We start from the raw sequence: 22,260 nt of genomic DNA on the forward strand, positions 1-22,260 counted from the left end.
CGCGAAAATCAGGGACTTTTTCTGCGTCGATCAGTAGAAAAGCTCTTTTGCTTCTTTGCGCCTCTGCGGGAGGCCTTATTCAGAAATACTCGGCTTCACCCGCACAAAAGCCACTTCATCGTCAATATTCAGGAATTTCCACAACCTACCATCGAGATAAAATGCAGGTTCGAAGAAGTTGAATCGTTCGGGTAAAAGCGTTTCACCAACTTGATTAGTCTCTGAATCAAAGGCTGTCAGGATATTTTTATAAATAATAGTATCTCCCGCAGTCAGCCGATCCATTTCGCGATGAACTCTCCAAAACTTATCTTGATCAGGGGCGAGGATCAATCGGCCAAAACTAACCTCCTTGTTTTTTTCCTTCATTGCTTCTCTAAATTCTTCTGGAGAACTCGCCTGCATGGGAAAATTTCCTTTTTTGCTATTTGAACTCAACTGGCTTTCATAATTACGACTTATTAAGCTGTCTAGCTCCAAGTTCCATTCCCATAATTCGTTTTTGGCAGTGGTCGTGATCAGGATTCTATCGTCTATCTTTCGGACACGATTTTGCTCCGGAGCCTTTGCCATTCCTCCCCCATTCATCTCTAGACTGATTTCATAGGCCGAGGTGAATTGTAAAAAATCCGATGGAAATAAGCGTAGCGATTGATCACTTAGGTTGAATTGGGCAATCCCTAAATTTTTGCTGTCAAAAAAATTTTCTGTCCCATAGAATCCATAGAATGTTTTCCCGTCTTGAGTATCCAAGCTGGACACATTGATTTCTTCGCTATCTCCCAATTGATCCCCTTTCCAGTCGATTTCTTCCAATTTGTAGGTGGCAATTTTTTCACCGGACTTGGCGACATGATGGATTCCATTGAAATCATAAAAAATGACGCTTTCATCTGGCAGCACTTGGACACGCATGATAAATCCACCTCCGATGCCATTGGGCCCTTCTTTTTCGTATTGTTTTACCTCTTTCAGCTTCAGATTTTCGAGATCAATGATCTCCATCTTGAAGTCCTGATTATTGAAGTTGTAGAGGAGCTTTCTACTTTCATCCACATCAGACATCCCCAAACCGTATTGGACAAAAAAGAAATGATCTCCTGCATCCACCATCACGGTGTCTATTTCGTAGGAGATTTCTAGATTTTGATTGGATTCTGTGCTTTCAGGATCTCCTCCGCAGGAAATGAGAACAAGAATTAAAAAGTAAACCGGTAAGTTTTTCATAATATATTGGTTTAGAGGAATTAAAACTTAAAATCAAAAATGGCAAAACCCAGTTCATCATCCACATTGACATAGGACCAGAGCTTGCCGTCTTTGAAGAAGGCACTTTGAGGAATGGAGTAAATACCCTCCATTTTTGCTTCGCCAAGCAGTCTGAAGTTCTGATCGAACATAAAAAGAAAAATATCACCTTTTCTTGTCTGCTCCCCATCTTTTTTAGGTTCCAAAATTCTCCCAAACCGGAAAAAACGGTTGGAGCTATCATCATAGATCAAGCTCCCAAAATAAATCTGAGACAGGGCTATTTCTTCTTCGACCAGGTACTCCTCGAGGGAGTTTACTTCCTTCTTGATGGGCCGTTCTTTTTGATTGGGAACGAGTGAAAAATCATATTCCATCAATTTCAAAGAGTCTGTATCAAATTCGTATTGGTAAAGTTTATTGTTGGTAGAATTACCAACCAAAACACCATTTTCAATTTGGTTAAGCCAAATCCCATCACCAACGAAACGAATCCTGTTTCCAGCTTGAAATTCAAGAGAATAATCGAAAGCTTGTTCCATTTCTGGAAGCCAAAAAACCTTACCAGTCATAGTTTCCAGATCAAAGACGATCAGCTCTGAAGAGTTGCTTTCTCCAATCCGCTTTAAGACTGACCCAAATCTTCCATCTTTGGAAAACGTGAATCTTAAACCCAAATCAGTGATTTCTAGGGCTTCTAATCCTTTGTAGTCGGCGGGGTTTAAATTTAATTCTTGGACTTTCTTTCCCTGCAGGGTAAAAACTCCATATTGAGCTCCATATCCACCAAGTATTAATTGCCCATTGTCTAGGAACTGCATCCCAAAAATCAATGGTGCAATTCCATTTGGCCCCTCTTCCTCAAATGGATATTGGTTTTCCAATTTGAATGAATTCAGATTGATTTGGTTTATTTGAGGTTTACTAGGGTCAAATTGGTAAAGAAATTGTCGTTCAGGACCAAGAGTGGCATTACCAATTCCGTAAGAAAGGTTGATTATTTTATCACTAGGATCGATGAGAATCGTGTCTACTGAAAAACTGAAGTTTTCCAGAATCTTATCCGAATCGGATTTTTCAGATGAGTTGCCTCCACAGGACAAAATCAACGGAAGAGAAATAAGAGATATAAGTCTTTTCACTTGTCTAAAATTTAAAATCAAAGACGGCAAAACCCAACTCATCATCTACATTGACATAGGACCAGAGTTTGCCGTCTTTGAAGAAGGAATTGCTGGGAGTTTGGTCTAGTTGTGGAATTTCTGTTTCACCCAAAAAATTTAGGTTTTCATCAAAAGCGAAAAGAAATACCTGAGCCTTTCTTGGGGCCTCAGGGTCTTCTCTTGGTTCGTAAATTCTGCCAAAACGAAAAAATCGTTTTGTTTTTTCATCATAAAGCAATTTTTCGAAACCGATTTGTGTATTCGCTTTTTCCATTTCTGACCTAAATTCCTCCATAGACGACACTTCTTTTCTAATTGGAATTTGTTTTTGATTTGGTACTAGCGAAAAATCATATTCAAATAAGTCCAAGGAATCCTGGCCTGATTCAAATCGATAAATGCTGTTGGTTGTAGCGCCTGAGATAAAAAACTTATCATTAATTTCCTGAAAAGCCATTTCCTCTCTGTAAATACTCATCCCGTCGCCGGATTGAAGAAGAATTTGGTATTCACCAACTATATCCAAAGCCGGAATGGGAAGTACAGCGCCTTTTTTGGTTTCAAGGTTGATTTTCGCCAACTGTGTAGTTCCTTCCATAAAGTCACTTGGAAGCGAGTAGGCCCACTTTCTATCTGGAGATAGACGGATGGAACTTGTGATATTGAATTTCTCATTTTCTCCTAGTCCCTCGATATCGATCTCTTCAGGTTTGAGGGTCAAGTCGAGTACTTTTTTGCCCTGTTTGTTAAAAATACCTGTGGATTGAAAATTAGAAAAAAGGAACTCTTCACCAGGCATGTATCTTGAAGTGGTGATATAGTTAGCCCCGATTCCATTCGGTCCTTCTTTTTCAAAAGGTATTTGCTCTTCCAAGACCAATTCATCCAGGTTGATTTTATTGATTTGGGTGGTCGCTTCATCAAATAGATAGAAATAGGTCTTGGTTTCATCCAATGAACTTCCCCTTACTCCACGGGAAAGATTGATGATCTCTTCTCCAGGATCCACAACTACGGTGTCTACTGAAAAGGAGAAGTTTTCAAAAATATTGTTATTGCTTGAGTCCATGGACTCATTTTCTCCGCTGCAGGAAAAGGCCAAAGCGGCAAGGAGTATAAGAAAAAGATAATTTTTCATAATTGGGGGTTAAAAGTTTAAAGTCATGATTACAAATCCTGGGTCTTCTTCCACAGGGAGATAATTGTAGATTTTACCATCGTAGAAAAAGCTTTGGTAGAAGAAATTATTGAGTTGATCGAGTTTGGTTTCTCCGAGGAGATTAAAATTTTCATCGTATGAAAAGAGATACCAATCTGCCTTCTTAGGTTCTCCCGACTCTAAAAATCCATTTTGTTTGACGGCAAAACGGAAATATTGCTGCCGGCTTTCATCCCAGAGAAAGCCCATGAAAGAGACCTGCGAACGAATTTCTTGAGCGATTTCCATCAATTCCTCTCGCGTTCCAGCCTCGCTTGGGAAGTCGCCGCTTTTTTGATTAGGGACCAATTGATGTTCAAATTCGATCAATTTCAATTCTTTACTATTCCAGTCATATATATAGATGTCGGCTGTACTGGCAGAATATATGACAAGCTGATTCCGAACTTCCTGAATAGTCACATTATCTCCCATGGTTGTGGTGCCACCACCTTGGGAAAAAGAAGACCTGAATTTCTTGGTAATTTCCAATTCTGGCAGGGGAAGCATTTGGCCCGTTTTGTTTTCAATATCCATCATAGCGAGGCCGACGGAAGCATCCCTGTATTCTATGGGTCGGGAGATCGCAAGCTTTTTATCAGGGCTTACATGGATAAAACCATACAAACTGCTCAATGACTCATCCAATCCATCATATTCTTCAGGCAGGGCTTTGATATTTAAAACTTTTTCAGCCTGATCATTGAAGACCGCTTGAATATTATAACTGGCTAGCAGGAATTCCCCGTTGGGAAGAACTTGGAAAAAGTTGATAAAACTCGGGGCTTGATTGGGACCGTCTTTTTCAAAAGCAATACGGCGCTCCAGCTTCAGTTCTGGTAAATTGTAGGCATGAACCTCTGTATTCATGCCATCCGCAAAGTAGATAGTTTTATTATCCTCACTTAGTCCAAACCCATAATAGGCTGTTGCATTAATTATCTCATCGCCTACGTCTACTCTGACTGTGTCTAAAGAGATTTGGAGATTTTCGAGTTGGTTTTCGGAATAAGGTTTTGAAGAATCTGATTGATTTTCGCCCTCTTGATTGGCATTGCTACAGGCAAAAAGCAAGGAAATAGATAAGAGGGAAATGTACTTTTTCATGTAAAGCCGTAAAATTTTCCATAAAACTAAATATATACGGCTAAAAGACTAGTGAAATATTGTTAAACTCGTTAAATCCCTGCAAATTCTTTAATTCAGCCACCAAATCGAGAAATTGAGTACGCTCGCAAAGCTGACCCAAAGCAAATAGGGAATCATCAGGCCAGAAGCCCAAGGGGAAATCACGCGGAATTTTTTCACACAAAAAATTATCAATACCAATAGAGGTAGAATGATTATCAGACCCAAAGGCGGGGATTCCATTCCAAAGAAAGCGGGAGACCAAATGCCATTTAAGGCAAGTTGTACGAAATAAAGGGTCAAAAGACTTTTCTTTTGTGGATGATCACTTTTCCAAATCAGATAACAGGCAATCCCCATTAAAATATAAAGTGTAGTCCATACCGGACCGAAAAGCCAATTGGGTGGATTGAAGCTAGGCTTGTTGATAGTTTGGTACCAGCTTCCGATGGAGGTAATGGTAAAGTAGGCGCCGGTTCCTCCCACTATTTGGGGAAGCGCTAGACTAATAATCAATTTGAGCCAATTGGGCATAGCTTAGAGGATTTCGAGTAAAGTTCGGAAGGCAAGGGCTTTGTCCTGATAGCGTTCCAGGGTTTTGGCCCGAAGTGCCGGAGCAAAGTTTTTTTCATAATCTTCCATATGCTTGAGGCTCTCCGTGAAGAACTGCACAGCATAATTGGTGCTACCATCATCGGCTTCATGAAGAAGGCGGAGGAACTTATGCTCAGAAAAAAGTCCTGTCGCCATGACCTCCGGAATATGCGTTTCCCGCATCCATTGAATGAAATCCGACTCGATTTCAGGGGATACGTTGATGGTTACATTATATAGAATCATCCTTTTTTTCGATTATTTACTTTCCTTTGTCAACAAATTACGTTTTGCAAAGTTAGGAATCCCGAACTGAAAATAGAATTTCCCCAATCCAAGCACTGCCATGCACAAAGTAGTACCCGAGCGAGGTAGCTCCTACCAACTACGATTAACTATCGCCAAGATTGTCATTTTGGTTCTCCATGTGGTGGGGCTAGTGGGGCTAAGTATTCCGGAGTACCAAGATTGGTTTTTGTCTTTGACGCCGGTTCAGTTGCTGACTACTTTGGTGATCATTTTGTTATTTCATCGGGGTTGGACAGATGCTTTTCCCATTTTCGCGGCAGCGGCCTTTTGGATAGGATTTGGAGCCGAATTAATTGGAATTCATACTGGATACCTATTTGGAGATTATGTCTATGGTCCGACTTTAGGCCCTAAACTGTGGGAGGTCCCCGTAATTATCGGAGTCAATTGGTTTATTCTAGCTTACTTGACCGGATCTGTTTTTCACAAGGTACCCAATGATTATTATGCGGCATTTTTGGGAGCTTTTGCCATGACTGCCTTAGATTATATCATGGAACCTGTAGCGGTGGCCTTAGATTTCTGGTATTGGAAATTTGATATTATTCCAGTTGGAAATTACATCGGTTGGTTTGGGGTTTCTTTCCTCATTCACCTTATTTTCCGGAAAGCGAATTTTGAAAAATACAACCCTGTGGCGCTATTGCTGCTATTGACACTTGTTGCATTTTTCACGCTGTTGAATTTCACGGTATTGTAATTGCTGAGTAAAATCATGAAATTTTCTTATCCATATTTTAAACAGTCTTACAGCTTGTTGGATTATAACAAAAGGAAAACTCTATCGGTTATCTAAATGATGTTTGAAGCTATCGGGTTTACATTCTTGGGATTTCTTCTCATGGAGCTTGCTGGATGGTTCATCCACAAGTACCTTATGCATGGGCCTTTGTGGATGATTCACAAAACTCATCACCAACCATCAAAATCGTTTTTTGAGTTGAACGACTTGTTTTCCCTGGGATTTGGTAGTGTTGCGGTACTATTGATTTTCTTGGGAATGGATGGATTTGACTATCGCTTCTGGATAGGAATAGGGATTAGCGTTTACGGAATTTCCTATTTCTTTCTGCATGATGTGTTAGTTCATCGAAGATTAAAATGGTTTGATCGACCAAAAAACTCCTTTTTAAAAGGAATATTTCGGGCGCATCAAGCACATCACCGAACTAATAAGAAAGAGGACGCTGTTTCATTTGGCCTCTTTATTGTTCCAAAAGAATTCTTTAAAAACGAAGAAAAGTGAGCACGTATTCGATAAAGGACCTAGAGCAGCTTTCTGGAATCAAAGCCCATACGCTTCGGATTTGGGAGCAGCGATATAATTTGCTTAGCCCCAAGCGAACAGATACCAATATTCGGTATTATGATGACGCCGACTTGAAGCTGATTTTGAATGTTGCCTTGTTAAATGACAACGGATTTAAGATCAGTAAAATCGCCTCCATGGACGAGCGGGAGATTCGGGAAGAGGTCATGAAGCTTACCGAACGGTCGCTTACGCATGATGATCAGATTCATGCCTTGACGCTTTGCATGATCGAAATGGATGAAGAGCGATTTGATAAAATCCTTTCCTCCAATATTCTCAAATTAGGTTTTGAGCAGACCATGCTCAACATCATTTATCCATTTATGTCTAAAATTGGGGTCTTGTGGCAAACCGGGGCGATTAATCCGGCACAGGAGCATTTTATCTCCAATTTGGTTCGACAAAAACTAATTGTAGCTATCGACGGACAGCTGACTAATGGAGGAGGCAAGAAGTTCCTTTTGTTTCTTCCAGAAGGCGAACTCCACGAAATTGCGATCCTTTTTGCGACTTACTTGATCAAAAGTAAGGGGCATAAAGTGATCTATTTGGGACAAAGTACCCCAAATGATGATCTTTTGGCTGTATATAAATTACACCAGCCTGAATATTTGATGACTGTGGTGACTACTTCACCGAGCGCTGAATACGTACAGGAATATATTAATGCTTTGGCTGAGCGATTCAAGGACGCCAAAATTTTAATTTCTGGCTATCAGGTGATTGGCCAAGACTTGAAGCTGCCTTCCAATGTGGAACAACTGAATTACATCCGGGATGTAAAGGATTTGTTGGAAGAAATAGAACGTATACCACAGGAGAAGTAATCAGTCTAAGAAATTTAACAAAAACTTAAACAAGAGACAGTTTGCAAAAACTGTCTTTTTTTTGCCGTTTACCCTCAAAATTCTCCATTTGCCTGTTTTTTGTGGAGGCTAGATTTGTTTTGTTTAACAAAAACAGAAAAAAATTAGACAAAATGTTTTGATTTTGTTTAATCATTAGTAGCTTTGGTTAAACAAAATAACTCCACAGCCATGACAACTCTAGAATTCAGTTATTCACTAAACAAATTGTCTAGTACACTGAAGCCATTTGCGCTGAAGTTGACCCGTGATATGGATGATGCCAATGACCTTTTGCAAGATACCATGGTCAAGGCTTTCACCAATCGTGATAAATTTACGGAGGGCACCAACTTGAAGGCTTGGTTGTACACAATTATGAAGAATACCTTCATCACCAACTATCAGCGAATGGTGCGTCGTGGAACTTTTGTTGATACCACCGACAATCTTCATTACATCAATTCCAGTGATTCTCAAATTGAGAATGGAGCCTATGGCAATTTCGCTATGGACGATATTACACTAGCCATTGAAAATCTGGACGATGTTTACAAAACTCCATTTATGATGCATTTCCGCGGCTTCAAGTATCATGAAATCGCAGACAAGCTTCAAATTCCCATTGGAACTGTCAAAAATAGGATTCATATTGCCAGAAAGCTACTGAAGGACGAATTGGTAGTCTACAGACACAAAAATTGATCCTATGAATCAGAAACATGTGGTGGTTATCGGTTCGGGTTTTGCCGGACTTTCGGCAGCCACCCATCTTGCTACTAGTAAAAGTTGTAGAGTCACCATTTTAGAAAAAAACAGTACCCCCGGTGGACGAGCCCGTAAGTTCGAGCACCAGGGGTTTGTTTTTGACATGGGACCTAGTTGGTATTGGATGCCGGATGTTTTTGAAGATTATTTTAGAAAATTCGGTAAAAAGCCTTCTGATTACTACGACCTAGTTCGACTTGATCCTTCTTATGCGGTTGTCTATGGGAAAGACCGGATTCTGGATATCCCGGCCAATTTGGATGAGTTTAAGTCCATGTTGGATCAGTTGGAGCCCGGTGCCGGAAAACAATTAGACAAGTTTTTGGCCCAAGCCAAATACAAATATGAAGTAGGGATTCACGATTTGGTAGAAAAACCAAGCCGCTCTTTATTCGAATTTACGTCCCCGGGTTTATTGGTGGACATGATTCGAATGGATATTTTCCAGTCCATGGCAAAGCACGTTCGGAAATTTTTTAAATCCGAAGAAATCATCCGCCTGATGGAATTCCCGGTTTTGTTTTTGGGTGAAACCGCGGAAAATATTCCGGCTCTGTATTCCTTGATGAATTATGCAGACATTGCCTTGGGTACTTGGTATCCTAAAAAAGGCATGCATGAGATTATCAAAGGCATGGTGGATTTGGCTGAAGAAAAGGGAGTAGAAATCCGCTATAATGCTGAAGTAGAGGAAATCGAAATCGAAAATGGGATCGCCAAACGGGTTCGTTTGGTTTCGGGAGAAAAAATTGATGCAGATGTGGTTGTTGCTGGAGCAGATTACCATCATGTAGATAAGCATCTTCTCAACCCTAAGTACAGTAATTATTCGGAGGAATACTGGGATAAGCGAGTTATGGCTCCATCCAGTTTATTGTTCTATCTAGGAATTGACAAAAAGCTGAAAAACCTACGTCATCATAATTTATTTTTTGATGAACCGCTGGGCCCTCACGCAGATGCCATTTACAAGAATCCTAGATGGCCGGAAAAACCGCTGTTCTATGCTTCAGTGCCTTCTGTGACTGACCCAACTGTAGCGCCGGAAGGAAAGGAAAATATGTTTTTATTGATTCCTTTGGCACCTGATTTAGAGGATGGGGAAGAGATGCGGGAAAAATATTTCAATATCATAATGGATCGTTTAGAAGAGATTACGGGTCAGGAGATCCGCTCGCATATAATCTATAAGCGGTCCTATGCCCATTCGGATTTCAAATCCGATTACCATGCCTTTAAGGGAAATGCTTACGGTCTTGCTAATACCTTGACTCAAACAGCAATTTTAAAGCCTTCTCTTAAGAACAAAAATGTCAAAAACCTGTATTACACAGGTCAACTTACCGTACCTGGACCTGGGGTTCCTCCTTCTTTAATTTCTGGGGGAGTTGTGGCACGGGAAGTGATGAAAGAAAACAATCTGTAAATAAATGGGTATATTATAGCAATGGATGCTAAGAAACTTTTTGATCAAACCACGCTTGAATGTAGTCGTCTGATTACTCAGCGGTATAGCACAAGCTTTACACTAGGGATCAAAACCCTGGATAAAAAGTTTCATTTGCCGATTTATGCTATTTACGGTTTTGTTCGCTATGCTGACGAAATCGTAGATACGTTTCATGACCAAGATAAAGCTGGTCTGTTGGAGCGCTTCAAGGCGGATACCTATGAGGCCATAGAAAAGAAAATCTCTTTAAATCCGGTCTTGCATGCCTTTCAATTGATCGTCAATGAATATCAAATTGATTTGGATCTCATCGAGGCATTTCTGCATAGCATGGAAATGGACTTGGATTTCAAAACTTACAATGATTCCCGCTACAATGAGTATATCTACGGGTCTGCGGAAGTAGTTGGTTTGATGTGTCTGAAAGTATTTTGTGGAGCGGATAATGCAGAATACGAACGATTGAAAGAGCCTGCCTGTAAATTAGGATCTGCTTTTCAAAAGGTTAATTTCTTACGGGACTTGAAAAGCGATTATGAGGAGCGAGGCCGAGTGTATTTTCCGGGAGTAGATTTTCGATTATTTGATCGGGATGTAAAACAGGAGATCGAAAAAGACATTCAAAAAGACTTCGATGATGCTTTGGTAGGAATAGAAGCTTTACCGGAAGGTGCCAAGCTGGGTGTAAAGGTGGCTTACTTGTATTACCAAAAGCTATTTGATAAGATCAAGGGCTTGCCCGCAGAAACGATCACCCAGCAGCGTATTCGAATTCCAAATTCTAAAAAGCTTTCCTTATTGGTAGGCACCTATTTTGGCACCAAACTAGGCATCAGCTAATGGAAAAGTACCTCTATTTCGGCGTGCTACTATTTGCCATTTCCTACCCTTTGGCTCAGTCGTTTGAGCATAGGATTCGCTATGCTTCTAAATGGGGTCAGATTTTCCCCGGGATGCTGATTACTGCAGCCTTCTTTTTGATTTGGGATGTTTGGTTTACCGATATTGGAGTTTGGGAATTTAATCCAACCTACATTTCTGGATTGTACCTTCTAAATCTTCCGGTGGAGGAGTGGCTTTTCTTCTTTGTGATTCCTTTTGCTTGCCTATTTATTTATGAAGTCCTGATCTACTTTTTCCCGAAAGATCCTTTACGGGATTGGGGAAAGCCTTTTGTGTACATCATGGTACCTTTCCTAATTGGATTTGCGCTTTTGCATTTGGACAAATGGTACACTTCTGTCAATTTTTTGGTGGGAGGTATTGCCTTATTGGTTCATTTTCTGATATTTAACGATAAATACTTAGGCAAATTTCTCTTTGCTTACTTAGTACATTTGATTCCGTTTTTTCTATGTAATGGGATATTGACGGGAGGGATAACAGAAGAGCCGGTTGTAATTTATAACAATGCCGAAAATTTGGGCATTCGCATCTGGACTGTTCCTATTGAGGACAGCATTTACTCCATGACATTGTTATTGATGAATGTCAGTTTCTTTGAAGCAATTCGAAGTGCAAAAACATTTCATTCTGTCAAAAGTTTATAGCCTATGAAATCGAGCAATCGCCAAATTTTTGAATGTTTTTGGATAGCATTGCGAGATTCTATGTGGCCATTAATTATTAAAAAATAATCACATGAAAAATCTCCATGTAGAAATCGACCAACACTCAGGCTTCTGTTTCGGAGTGGTCTATGCCATCGAAATGGCTGAGGAGATTTTGGATGAACAAGGCTATCTCTATTGCTTGGGAGATATTGTTCATAATGATGAGGAAGTGAGCCGGCTTACCCGGAAGGGTCTCAGAATTATTGATCATGAAGAGCTGAAGCAGCTCAAAAATGAAAAAGTTCTTATCCGAGCTCATGGAGAGCCGCCTTCAACCTATGAGTTGTCTATTCAAAATAATCTTACCCTGATTGATGCTTCCTGTCCGGTCGTTTTGAAATTGCAAAACCGGATCAAAAATTCCTTTGACAAGGATGAAACCATCTACATTTATGGTAAGCATGGTCACGCAGAAGTCATCGGATTATTGGGACAAACCAACAACAAAGCGGTAGTCTTTCAGGATATCTCCGAATTGGATATTCCATCCCTACCAAAAAACCTGACGCTTTACAGTCAAACAACCAAGAGTACCGATAAATTTTACGAAATCAATGAAGTGCTGAGGGAAAATGGAATTACGGTAAATACCAACGACACCATTTGCAGACAGGTCTCCAATCGTGACAAGGAACTTCGGGAGTTTGCAGATAAATACAATAAAATCGTCTTTGTCAGCGGTACCAAATCCTCCAACGGCAAGGTATTATACAATGTCTGCAAGGATAAAAACCCGAATACCTACTTCGTTTCCAATCCAGATCAAATCGAAGAATCTTGGTTTGATCCCAATGATTCTGTGGGAATTTGTGGAGCAACTTCCACTCCTATGTGGCTGATGGAGCAAGTTCGTGAGCGAATTCTCACCTTTTAAAATCTGAAGGCCTGTTTTATGGCAATATCTCAGACAATCTCTAAAAAAGTTGACCCCAAGGGGCTAATTATAGGTTGGTCCATCATTATACTATGGGCTATCAGTCTAATTTTTTGGCTGAATATTGACCTAGATTGGAAGTCGCCCTTGACGTATTTGGGAATTCTGATTCAAATGCATTTGTACACGGGTTTGTTTATCACTGCCCATGATGCCATGCATGGAGTTGTTTCTAGTAATAAGCGATTAAATCATGTGACAGGTTGGATAGCTGCCATCTTATTCTCCTTTAATTTTTATTGGAAATTGTTTCCTAAGCATCATGAGCATCACCGCCACGTAGCAACGGATCAAGATCCGGACTATCATCCCTCGGGTAATTTCTTTATTTGGTATTTTTCCTTCATTAAGCAGTATGTGACCTTTTTTCAGATATTATTGATGGCGGTTACCTTCAATATTCTCAAGCTTTTTCTTCCAACGGAAAACCTGATTGTTTTCTGGATGCTACCTGCTGTACTTTCTACGCTTCAGTTGTTCTATTTTGGAACTTACCTTCCTCATCGAGGAGAAAGCGATAATGTTCACCACTCTAAATCCCAATCAAAAAATCATCTTTGGGCATTTTTGAGCTGTTATTTTTTCGGATATCATTATGAGCATCATGATTCTCCTGGTACTCCATGGTGGAGACTTTGGCAGGTGAAAGAGCAACAAACTGCCGATTTTCGATGATTTATGTCAAAATCTTTTGATTCTTTGAAACTATCATAGGCCAAATTGATTTTCATAGTAATTAAAAAACCAACTATGAAATCAAAGCTACTCACACTTGTTTTGCTTTTTCTGACTCTGAACCTATTTGGGCAGGGTGTAATCCGTGGAAGGGTATTCAACCCAGTCAATAATGAGCCTATAGCATTTGCCAATATTTTAGTCTTGGACACCGATTTGGGTGCGATCTCCGATGAGGATGGTAATTATGAAATCCAGGGGATTCCTCCTGGACTTTACAATGTTCGCGCGAGTTTTGTAGGTTATAAAACCTCCACCAAATATGAAATTCAAATCAGCCAAGCCAAAGCCATTCAATTGGATTTTGAATTGCTGGAGGATGCCTCGGAGTTGAACGAGGTAGTGGTTAGTTCTGAGTTTTCTAGATCAGAAGAAACTCCCTTATCCGTCAGAAGATTAAATACCAATGAAATTGAGCGATATCCAGGAGGAAACCGGGATATCTCAAGGGTAATCCAAGCCCTTCCCGGAGTAGCAAGTACCCCAAGTTTTCGTAATGATATTTTGATTCGTGGAGGAGCTCCAAACGAAAACAAATTCTTTATTGATGAGATAGAAGTACCGGTAATCAACCACTTTGCTACCCAAGGTTCTTCAGGGGGGCCTGTCGGGATTCTCAATGTGAATCTGATCAAAAATGTCGATGTCATCACAGGTGGCTTTCCCGCCAATAGGATGAACTCCCTGAGTTCTTTCTTTGAAATTCAGCTCAAGGAAGGAAGAAGGGATGAGATGTTTACTCAGCTGACAGTTGGAGCTTCTGAATTGACACTATCCAATGAAGGGCCTATTGGAGAAAATACGACTTATCTCCTCTCAGCTCGGAGATCGTATCTGCAAGGCCTATTTAGGCTATTAGGTTTGCCATTTTTGCCAACATTCAATGATTTCCAGGTCAAGACAACTACCAAGCTGAATGACAAAACTGAATTGACATTTTTGGGAGTAGGAGCGATTGACAACTTCGTATTGAATCAGGATATCCCAGATGATGAAACTGAGGAAGAGCGAGAAAATCGGCTCTACCTTCTGGATGTTTTACCGATACAGGAACAGTGGAATTATGCCACTGGCTTGAAGTTAAAACGCTTCCGAGACAATGGTTTTTGGACTTTTGTCCTCAGCCGAAATATGCTGAACAATCATTCGTTCAAATATTCCAATAATGATGAAAGCAACGAGGATAATTTGTTGTTTGATTATCTATCTCAGGAGTCTGAAAATAAATTCCGGGCCGAAAACTCCATTTTTGGAAGTGGCTATACCTTGAAGTATGGGGTCAATTATGAGTATTCCCGCTACTTTATCGACAATTTTGACAGAGCCACTCTTTCAAGTACGGGAGAAATAATTGATGTTCAGGCCACTTCGAATTTTAATTCTTATGGGGCCTTCATTTCTGGAAGCAGGACCCTTGACGGTGAACGATTATTACTTTCTGGGGGTATTCGGGTAGATGGAGCAGATTTTGGTGAAACGGCTCAAAATCCTTTGAATCAGATCAGCCCGCGGTTTTCTGTTTCTTATCAGTTGAAGCCCAATTTATTTTTGACTGGAAACACCGGTATTTATTACCAAAGACCACCTTATACGGTTTTGGGGTATCGGGATAATGAGGGAAATTTATTGAATCAAGAAAATGATGTTCGCTTCATTCGAAATACCCAATTCATCGCTGGAATTGAGTTGTTAAAGTCTGAGAAAAACCGGCGCTTTACAGTAGAGGGATTCTATAAGAAATATTCCAATTACCCATCATCTATTCGTAATGGTATTTCTCTTGCCAACTTGGGGGCTGATTTTGGAGTGATTGGCAATGAGCCTGTAGTTTCAAATTCAGAGGGTAGAGCCTATGGACTTGAGTTTTTGGCGCAACAGCGATTGTTCCAGGACTTTTATGGTATAGCAGCCTTGACCTTGGTACGAAGCGAATTTACCAACCCAAATACGGATGGTTATATTCCTTCTTCTTGGGATAATCGGATGATTGTGAGTTTAACTGCCGGGAAGCGCTTTTCCAAGAACTGGGAGATCGGTGCCAGGTGGAGATATTTGGGAGGAACGCCTTATACTCCTTATGACTTAGAAGAGTCCTCTTTAATTGCAAATTGGGATTTGCGAAATCAGGCCATTTTGGATTTCGATCAGATAAATGCAGAACGTCTTCCTGCGTTTCATCAATTGGATCTGCGAATCGATAAGAAATACTACTTCAAGAATTGGAACTTGAACTGGTATTTGGACATTCAGAATGCTTACAATTTTGAAGCGCTTCAAGCGCCATTATTGGTTCCGGTAAGAAATGATTCAGGTCAAATTTTGGTAAATCCCAATGATCCTAGTCGCTATCAATTGAAAGAGATCGAAAATACCGCAGGGACTATCTTACCCACTGTTGGTATTATCATAGAATTCTAAAAATTAGCCGGAAGAATCATTATTTAAGGAAGCTTTCTTTTAGAGAAGAGAGTCCAAAAGACGAATGATTCTTTCGGCTTTTTCATTTTCTGATTTTGCTGCATAAATAAACTCCATCCATTCAGATTTTTCCTTTTCTTCCAAAGCCAAAAATGCCTCGAATTTCCCCGGGTAATCTTTGAGGCAGTCGATCAATTCTTCAGGAGCCTCAGTAGGAGTATCCGGTACTTCCAAAAGTAAATTGATAGGATCTCCAACCTCTTTTTTGATCACTTTTCGGATGTCTTTTGAGATGGGTAAAAACAAAGCACCATCTCCTAGGGGCATCAATTGTTTCTTGTCAAAGGTAAAATCATCAACTTTTCCCGAAACTTGTCGCATCCCAAAATAATGGCCTTTCTTTTCAAAAGTCAGAGGAATCCGAGCATAAGTCCATCCTCCTTTTCCTGAGAATTTCTCCAGATAGATTATCCCTTCAAAAATCTTTTTCATAAAAAAAGCAGGGCTTTTGACCCTGCTGTTAACTATTGCATGAATTAATCATTTGGCCCAAATCGCCAACGAACGTTGAAACCAAATCCATCTCCAACAAAGCGGGTATTTTCTACGATCACAAAAACCGGTCGGTAATCAGCACCTATCGTGATCGGCACATCTGCGAAAGCGTATTCTATACCGATTTCACCAGCGGCACCCAAGGTGAATGGATCACCTAGGAATAGAGATGGACCAAAACCTGCATACCAGTTGAAATCGCTGCTTCCTACAGGTTTGAAGATAGGATTCCAAAGCGCATCAATTCCAACGCCTCCGCCACCAAAACTGACATCTGCATGAATTCTTGAGAATTCACCTAATGCAAATACTCCATCGACCGCAACATTATTTCCGGAGAAACTACCGAATCGAATACCTACTTCTTGAGAGTAAGCTTCAACGCTGACAAAAAGAGTCAGAAAGAAGAAAATGGATAGTAATTGAAGTTTTTTCATGTAATAATTGATTAGTGGATTTATTCCTTTGAAATGTATTTATAAGTAATCCCGGCCAAAATCGCACCAATTATGGGCGCTATCCAAAAAAGCCATAGTTGCTGTAGATAAATTCCTCCTGCAAATAAGGCTTGAGAGGTACTTCTTGCTGGATTCACTGAGGTATTCGTTACGGGAATGCTAATTAAATGAATCAAAACTAAAGCTAATCCAATTGCTAATCCTGCAAAACCTGCAGGTGCTTTGGAATCAGTTGATCCTAATATAACCATTAAAAAGAAAAATGTCATTACGGTTTCAGTAACCAAGGCCGCCATCATGGAATATCCTCCTGGTGATGCTTCTCCATATCCATTGGAGGCAAATCCTCCTATATCTACTCCTGCTTTTCCGGTTGCAATCAGATAAAGAATTCCAGCTCCTGCAAGTCCGCCTAAAACTTGGGCAATGATATAAGGAACCAAATCTTTGCGATCAAAACGGCCTCCTATCCAAAGACCTACAGAAACAGCAGGATTCAAATGGCAACCTGAAATGTGGCCGATGGCATAAGCCATAGTCACTACGGTAAGACCAAATGCAAAAGAAACTCCAACGAATCCAATTCCTAATTCAGGAAAACCTGCCGCTAAAACGGCACTTCCACAACCTCCAAGGACTAGCCATAAGGTTCCAATAAATTCTGCGAAAAGCTTTTTCATAAAAAATTGTTTTTTGATTTATATAAAAATAAAAATTTTTAATTATTGATTTCTCCTTTTTTTATTAAAAAATTTAACTCAACCAATAATTTCTTTCCCTATTCTAATGACTTCTCTTACTAATAAATCCATATCTTCAAATTGGCTGCGTTGATTTACGTTGGCAATTCGAATCGTATACTTTCCATTCAAAATGGTGGAACTTGGAGAAGCGATTCCTTCTTCTTGAAGCCGTACTAATATTTCCTGGTTTAGGTCTCGAATTTGTTCCTCTGAAAAATTTGGAGGAGACATTCGGAAACAGGTGATACTCATAGAGGTGGGTGCCATCAATTCCAGCTGAGGGTTTTCTAAAACCAGTTGAGTCAAGTATTCTGCCTGTCGGTTGTTCTGAGCAATCATTTGTGCATATTTTTCCCGACCATGTTCCTTGAGAGACATCCAAATCTTGAGTGCTTTAAAACCTCTCGAAAGTTCAAATCCATAGTGATTGATGGAATCCAATCCGCCAGAAAGTCCTCTACTTTCCTGTAGCAAATAATTAGGTGTATTCGCAAATGCGTCTCGGTGCTTTTTGGCATCACGGATCAACGTGCAGCCAACTTCATAGGGAACATACATCCATTTATGCAGGTCAAAAGCTAAGCTATCTGCTTCTTCGATAGCCTTTAAACGATCTGAATATACCGGGTCCAACTTGGCTAAAGCTCCATAGGCTCCATCTACATGAAACCATAAATTGTATTGCCGGGAAATTTTAAATAAATCATCTAAGGGGTCAATTGCTCCCGTATTGACTGTACCAGCAGTGCCTACTATGGCAAAGGGACATAATCCTAATTCCAAATCCTGTTCAATCTGCTTTTGCAGCAAATCAGCACGCATTTCATAAGCATCATTTACCGGGATCTTTCTGACATGCTGACTTCCTATACCCAAAATTTCCGCTGCCTTTTGAATACAAGCATGTGTTTCGGTGGAGCAATAAAGAATTAATTGCTGCCCATTTTCCAATAACCCCTTTTCTCGAATTTTCCCCTCACCAAAGGCATTTCGGGCTACTGTGAGTGCAGTAATATTTGCCATGGATCCACCACTTACAAGAATTCCAGATGCACTGCTAGGGAAGCCCATTAATTCTTTGCACCAGTTCACTACCTGCCGATCTACGTACATGGCTGAGTGTTCCCCAATGGTGGTATTTGGATTCATACCAGAAGCCAATAAGTCTGCAAAGGTTCCCATTGGAGTACCTGTTCCTTGAATCCAAGCAAAGAACCGGGGATGTACATTTCCTTTGTTATAGGGAAAAATGGTTTTCTTGAATTCTTCATAAACAGCCTCCGGGTCCATTCCTGTTTCTGGGATGGAATCATCCAAACGCTGTTTAATTTCCTCAGGAATTGGTCTCCAGATTTTCTCTTCCCGAATTCCTTTCCAATAATCAATCAGATCATCAATCATCTGATGACCTAGTTCACGCATGGATTCCCAATCTTGAGGGTCTAGGGTCTGGTTTTTTGGTTTGTTCATAGGAAGTTTTCAGATATAGGAAAGGGAAAAGAAAGAAATCCCTCAGGATATTCTACTCCAGTTAACCGCTGTTTTTTTCTGCTGCTGGATTTGTTTTAAAATGGGTTGATTTTCTGGAAGACTTAAATGAGGATCATTTGCCAATAATTGTTGAGCAGCATCCCGCGCCAAGGTTAAAAGACCAGCATCCTTACTTAGATCTGCGATCAAAAGATCAGTAACACCACTTTGCTGAGTCCCCATCAAATCTCCGGGGCCTCGAAGCCGAAGATCCACATCAGCAATTTCAAACCCATCATTGGTTCGGACCATGGTTTCTAGTCGGATTCTGGAATCCTTGGACAACTCGTACTTACTCATCAGGATACAATAACTTTGCTCTGCACCCCGGCCTACCCTTCCGCGCAATTGATGTAATTGGGATAAGCCAAAGCGTTCAGCATTTTCGATGATCATAACTGAAGCATTTGGGACGTTTACGCCTACTTCGATTACAGTGGTTGCAACCATGATTTTGGTTTCCCCTTTCACAAAGCGCTGCATTTCAAAATCTTTGGCTTCGGCTTTCATGGCTCCATGGACTATGCTAAGCGGATATTGAGGGAAAGCCCTCGCAATGCTTTCATAGCCATCCATGAGATTTTTTAGGTTTAGTTTTTCGGACTCTTCAATTAAAGGATAGACTATGTAAACCTGACGGCCCTTTTGGATTTCCTGATTGATAAAGCCAAATACTTTCAACCGGTCTTTATCATAGCGGTGTACGGTTTGAATGGGTTTTCTTCCTGCCGGTAACTCATCTATGACTGAAACATCCAAATCTCCATAAAGCGTCATGGCAAGGGTTCTTGGAATCGGTGTGGCTGTCATCACCAAAACGTGGGGAAAAAACTCCTCATTCTTGGCCCATAATTTTGCCCGTTGTGCTACCCCGAATCGATGCTGTTCATCTACAATGGCCAAACCCAAATTTTGGAATTGCACCACATCCTCTAAAAGTGCATGAGTTCCGATGAGAATTTTTAAATCTCCAGATAAAAGCTCCTCATGAATCGTTTTCCTAGCGGACTTTTTCACCGAACCAGTCAACAAAGCGATTTTGATTCCCATCATATCCGCATATTCCTTCAATCCCTCATAATGTTGATTGGCTAGAATTTCTGTTGGTGCCATCAGACATGCTTGAGACCCTGAGCCAATAGCAATCAACATGCAGATAAAAGCAACCATGGTTTTTCCACTTCCCACATCTCCCTGAATCAGCCGATTCATCTGTTTTCCAGACTTCAAGTCATGATAGGATTCCCGAATGACCCGTTTCTGTGCACCTGTCAATTCGAATGGAATATGGTTTTGATAAAATTCAGTTAGCAAGGAAGTATTATCCAGAATTTGCCCTCGAAATTTCTCTGTTCGGGCAACTTTCATTTTCAGAAGGCGGAGTTGTAAGAAAAAGAACTCCTCGAATTTAAGTCGCTTTCGAGCTCGCTGAAGGAGTTCGGGACGGCTTGGAAAGTGAATTTCACGCAAAGCCTCCTTTTTCCCGATCAATTGATACTGTTCTAGAATGCTTGTAGGAAGTGTCTCCTGAATATAAGGCAAACTCGCATGGACTAATTGTTCCATGAGTTTGGAGATACCTCTCGAGTCCAAGAATCGAGCTCGTAATTTTTCAGTGGTGGAATAGACCGGTTGGAAACTGTTTCGATTCTCGGAGGCTTGGCTCAGAGGCTCCATTTCAGGATGAGCTATGCTCCATTTTCTTCCAAATTGAGCAGGCTTTCCAAAGAAAATAAAGACGCTTCCTACCGGTAATTTCTTTTGAACCCATTGAATTCCCTTAAACCAGGTCATTTCCATTTCTCCGGTTTCATCAGCTACATGGGCTACCAGTCTTTTTTTTCCACCCACACCCACGATTTCCAATTTCATCACACGTGCGATGACCTGGACATTTTCTAAATCAGGATTGAGTTGCTGGATTTTGTAAAACTTACTTCTGTCCTCGTAGCGAAAGGGGTAATGCTGCAATAAATCCCCATAGGTAAAAATCTGGAGCTCTTTATTGAGCAGTTCGGCGCGCTGTGGGCCTACTCCTTTGAGGAACTCTATTTTGGTGGAAAAAAAACCAGACAAGGGACGGATGATTTTGTAAAAGGCAATTTACTCTTGGTGGGAAAATTTTACCAAGTTTTCCTGCTAATTGTCAGAAGCCTGAACCTTTTCAAGAGATTTTTTCCAGATATCCCTTAACTGCGCTCGCTTTTCTTGCTGATCCCGAAGCAAAATCATCTGATTTTTTGCCCGGTGGAGGTTTTGTTCCGGATACTGAACCCGATAGTAAATATTCCCCTGAAGATGGTCTGTAAAAAATCGAAGTCCCATCATACAAGTCATTACTTCTCCTCCGATCAATAGTGATTCGAATTCTTCGGGGGTAGCAAGGGTTTTTACTCCTTCCAAATAACCCAAGACCAATTCCTCAAATATTTCTTCTTGAAGTCTTATTTCATCCCATTGAATACTGGTTTCGGGAAGGCTGCATGCGACCGTCCTTACCAAATCTCCAAAATCATAAAGCAGTAATCCAGGCATGACCGTATCCAAGTCTATCAAAGCCTTTATCTGATGAAGATCCTCAGAAAAGATCAAGTTGTTGATTTTGGTGTCACTATGGGTTAATCGGATGGGAAGTTTTTGTTTTTCCTCTTTGTATGATTCAATAAGTGGTTTTTGATTGAGGTAAAATCGTAAAATATCCTCTTCCTCTTTGGTCCAGGAGAAAACAGCACTAGCCGCCTGTTGGAATTTTTCAAAACGGAGATCCAGTCGATGAAAGTCCGGGATGGTTTCCATAAACTCAGACATATTCAGCTCCTTGCCTGCTGAAGCAAATTCCCCAAATGCTTTTGCAGCAAGCCAAGCTTCGTTTGGAGCCTGAATCTGTTCCAAAGTTTTACCCGAAACAAAAGGAAAGATTCTCCATAATTTCCCTTCAAAATTCGTCAATTGCTCTCCTTGAGAATTTTGTATAGGCAATGGCAATTCAAAAGGAAGACGGTCCGCGACTTGTTTTCGAAAAAGAATATCCAGGTTATTTTGAATCCGTTCGGGAAAAGGGAAAACCGATTTATTATAGGCCTGTAAGACAAAATGTCCTTTGAGAGTGGAGATTTTCCAAGTCTCATGGATAAGCCCATTTCCCAATGGTTCTATGCTGATTTCTTCATTGGAAAATAACTCCGGGTAATGGAATAAAAGTTGTTTGAGGTGATCCAAATCCATTTTCAAAAGTAGGGAGAATTGGTAGTTTTTTGGA

General features: G+C 40.5%; 22 protein-coding genes. 10 read left to right on the top strand and 12 right to left on the bottom strand.

Annotated features, from left to right (window positions below; all coding sequences use genetic code 11):
* Positions 1 to 75: 75 nt before the first annotated feature.
* From E4S40_RS05860 to E4S40_RS05885, 6 genes are all read right to left on the bottom strand, one after another.
* Positions 76 to 1,227, bottom strand: coding sequence for a DUF4221 family protein (locus tag E4S40_RS05860; RefSeq protein ID WP_135072143.1), 1,152 nt, complete (start codon positions 1,225 to 1,227; stop codon positions 76 to 78).
* 20 nt (positions 1,228 to 1,247) lie between these two features.
* Positions 1,248 to 2,390, bottom strand: coding sequence for a DUF4221 family protein (locus E4S40_RS05865; RefSeq protein ID WP_161971778.1), 1,143 nt, complete (start codon positions 2,388 to 2,390; stop codon positions 1,248 to 1,250).
* A 4-nt stretch (positions 2,391 to 2,394) separates the two neighbouring features.
* The gene (locus E4S40_RS05870) at positions 2,395 to 3,549 is read right to left on the bottom strand and encodes a DUF4221 family protein (protein WP_135072147.1); all 1,155 of its coding nucleotides are present in this window, start codon (positions 3,547 to 3,549) and stop codon (positions 2,395 to 2,397) included.
* Positions 3,550 to 3,558: 9 nt separating this feature from the next.
* Positions 3,559 to 4,716: a DUF4221 family protein gene (locus tag E4S40_RS05875; protein ID WP_135072149.1), complete on the bottom strand. Its 1,158-nt coding sequence runs from the start codon at positions 4,714 to 4,716 to the stop codon at positions 3,559 to 3,561.
* Positions 4,717 to 4,806: 90 nt separating this feature from the next.
* On the bottom strand, positions 4,807 to 5,271 hold the full coding sequence (locus E4S40_RS05880; RefSeq protein WP_135072152.1) for a TspO/MBR family protein: 465 nt from the start codon (positions 5,269 to 5,271) through the stop codon (positions 4,807 to 4,809).
* A 3-nt stretch (positions 5,272 to 5,274) separates the two neighbouring features.
* Positions 5,275 to 5,577 carry a DUF4286 family protein gene (locus tag E4S40_RS05885; RefSeq protein WP_135072154.1) on the bottom strand — a complete coding sequence of 101 codons (303 nt, stop codon included), beginning with the start codon at positions 5,575 to 5,577 and terminating at the stop codon, positions 5,275 to 5,277.
* Positions 5,578 to 5,677: 100 nt separating this feature from the next.
* On the opposite strand from E4S40_RS05885, the gene E4S40_RS05890 reads away from it, so the two are divergent.
* From E4S40_RS05890 to E4S40_RS05935, 10 genes are all read left to right on the top strand, one after another.
* Positions 5,678 to 6,340 carry a carotenoid biosynthesis protein gene (locus E4S40_RS05890; RefSeq protein ID WP_135072156.1) on the top strand — a complete coding sequence of 221 codons (663 nt, stop codon included), beginning with the start codon at positions 5,678 to 5,680 and terminating at the stop codon, positions 6,338 to 6,340.
* A gap of 99 nt (positions 6,341 to 6,439) precedes the next feature.
* Complete coding sequence (locus tag E4S40_RS05895) at positions 6,440 to 6,886, top strand: sterol desaturase family protein (protein WP_135073077.1); 447 nt, start codon at positions 6,440 to 6,442, stop codon at positions 6,884 to 6,886.
* The gene (locus E4S40_RS05900) at positions 6,883 to 7,779 is read left to right on the top strand and encodes a MerR family transcriptional regulator (RefSeq protein WP_135072158.1); all 897 of its coding nucleotides are present in this window, start codon (positions 6,883 to 6,885) and stop codon (positions 7,777 to 7,779) included. The genes E4S40_RS05895 and E4S40_RS05900 overlap by 4 nt, the downstream gene beginning before the upstream one ends.
* A 210-nt stretch (positions 7,780 to 7,989) precedes the next feature.
* Positions 7,990 to 8,502 (top strand): RNA polymerase sigma factor, encoded by a 513-nt coding sequence (locus E4S40_RS05905; RefSeq protein ID WP_135072160.1) that lies wholly within the window; start codon positions 7,990 to 7,992, stop codon positions 8,500 to 8,502.
* Positions 8,503 to 8,506: 4 nt separating this feature from the next.
* Positions 8,507 to 9,991 carry a phytoene desaturase family protein gene (locus tag E4S40_RS05910; RefSeq protein WP_135072162.1) on the top strand — a complete coding sequence of 495 codons (1,485 nt, stop codon included), beginning with the start codon at positions 8,507 to 8,509 and terminating at the stop codon, positions 9,989 to 9,991.
* A gap of 21 nt (positions 9,992 to 10,012) precedes the next feature.
* Positions 10,013 to 10,855, top strand: a complete 843-nt coding sequence (locus E4S40_RS05915) for a phytoene/squalene synthase family protein (RefSeq protein ID WP_135072164.1) — start codon at positions 10,013 to 10,015, stop codon at positions 10,853 to 10,855.
* Positions 10,855 to 11,565, top strand: a complete 711-nt coding sequence (locus tag E4S40_RS05920) for a lycopene cyclase domain-containing protein (protein ID WP_135072166.1) — start codon at positions 10,855 to 10,857, stop codon at positions 11,563 to 11,565. Before E4S40_RS05915 ends, E4S40_RS05920 begins: the two co-directional genes overlap by 1 nt.
* Before the next feature lie 91 nt (positions 11,566 to 11,656).
* Positions 11,657 to 12,502, top strand: coding sequence for a 4-hydroxy-3-methylbut-2-enyl diphosphate reductase (locus E4S40_RS05925; RefSeq protein WP_135072168.1), 846 nt, complete (start codon positions 11,657 to 11,659; stop codon positions 12,500 to 12,502).
* Positions 12,503 to 12,520: 18 nt separating this feature from the next.
* On the top strand, positions 12,521 to 13,237 hold the full coding sequence (locus tag E4S40_RS05930; RefSeq protein ID WP_135072170.1) for a fatty acid desaturase: 717 nt from the start codon (positions 12,521 to 12,523) through the stop codon (positions 13,235 to 13,237).
* Positions 13,238 to 13,312: 75 nt separating this feature from the next.
* Entirely contained in the window at positions 13,313 to 15,715 is a 2,403-nt protein-coding gene (locus tag E4S40_RS05935; protein WP_135072172.1) for a TonB-dependent receptor, read from the top strand.
* Positions 15,716 to 15,754: 39 nt separating this feature from the next.
* Here the strand turns inward: E4S40_RS05935 and E4S40_RS05940 are convergent, their stop codons facing one another.
* The 6 genes from E4S40_RS05940 to E4S40_RS05965 form a co-directional block, all read right to left on the bottom strand.
* On the bottom strand, positions 15,755 to 16,207 hold the full coding sequence (locus E4S40_RS05940; protein WP_135072174.1) for a YdeI/OmpD-associated family protein: 453 nt from the start codon (positions 16,205 to 16,207) through the stop codon (positions 15,755 to 15,757).
* 44 nt (positions 16,208 to 16,251) lie between these two features.
* On the bottom strand, positions 16,252 to 16,707 hold the full coding sequence (locus E4S40_RS05945; protein ID WP_135072176.1) for an outer membrane insertion C- signal: 456 nt from the start codon (positions 16,705 to 16,707) through the stop codon (positions 16,252 to 16,254).
* A gap of 20 nt (positions 16,708 to 16,727) precedes the next feature.
* Positions 16,728 to 17,408 carry an aquaporin Z gene (gene aqpZ / locus E4S40_RS05950; protein WP_135072178.1) on the bottom strand — a complete coding sequence of 227 codons (681 nt, stop codon included), beginning with the start codon at positions 17,406 to 17,408 and terminating at the stop codon, positions 16,728 to 16,730.
* 78 nt (positions 17,409 to 17,486) lie between these two features.
* The gene (locus E4S40_RS05955; protein ID WP_135072180.1) at positions 17,487 to 18,941 is read right to left on the bottom strand and encodes a pyridoxal phosphate-dependent decarboxylase family protein; all 1,455 of its coding nucleotides are present in this window, start codon (positions 18,939 to 18,941) and stop codon (positions 17,487 to 17,489) included.
* A gap of 42 nt (positions 18,942 to 18,983) precedes the next feature.
* Positions 18,984 to 21,077, bottom strand: coding sequence for an ATP-dependent DNA helicase RecG (recG, locus tag E4S40_RS05960; protein WP_135072182.1), 2,094 nt, complete (start codon positions 21,075 to 21,077; stop codon positions 18,984 to 18,986).
* Positions 21,078 to 21,140: 63 nt separating this feature from the next.
* Entirely contained in the window at positions 21,141 to 22,226 is a 1,086-nt protein-coding gene (locus tag E4S40_RS05965; protein WP_135072184.1) for a phosphotransferase enzyme family protein, read from the bottom strand.
* Positions 22,227 to 22,260 lie beyond the last annotated feature (34 nt).

It is taken from the genome of Algoriphagus kandeliae (assembly GCF_004571135.1).
Classification (GTDB): Bacteria; Bacteroidota; Bacteroidia; order Cytophagales; family Cyclobacteriaceae; genus Algoriphagus; species Algoriphagus kandeliae.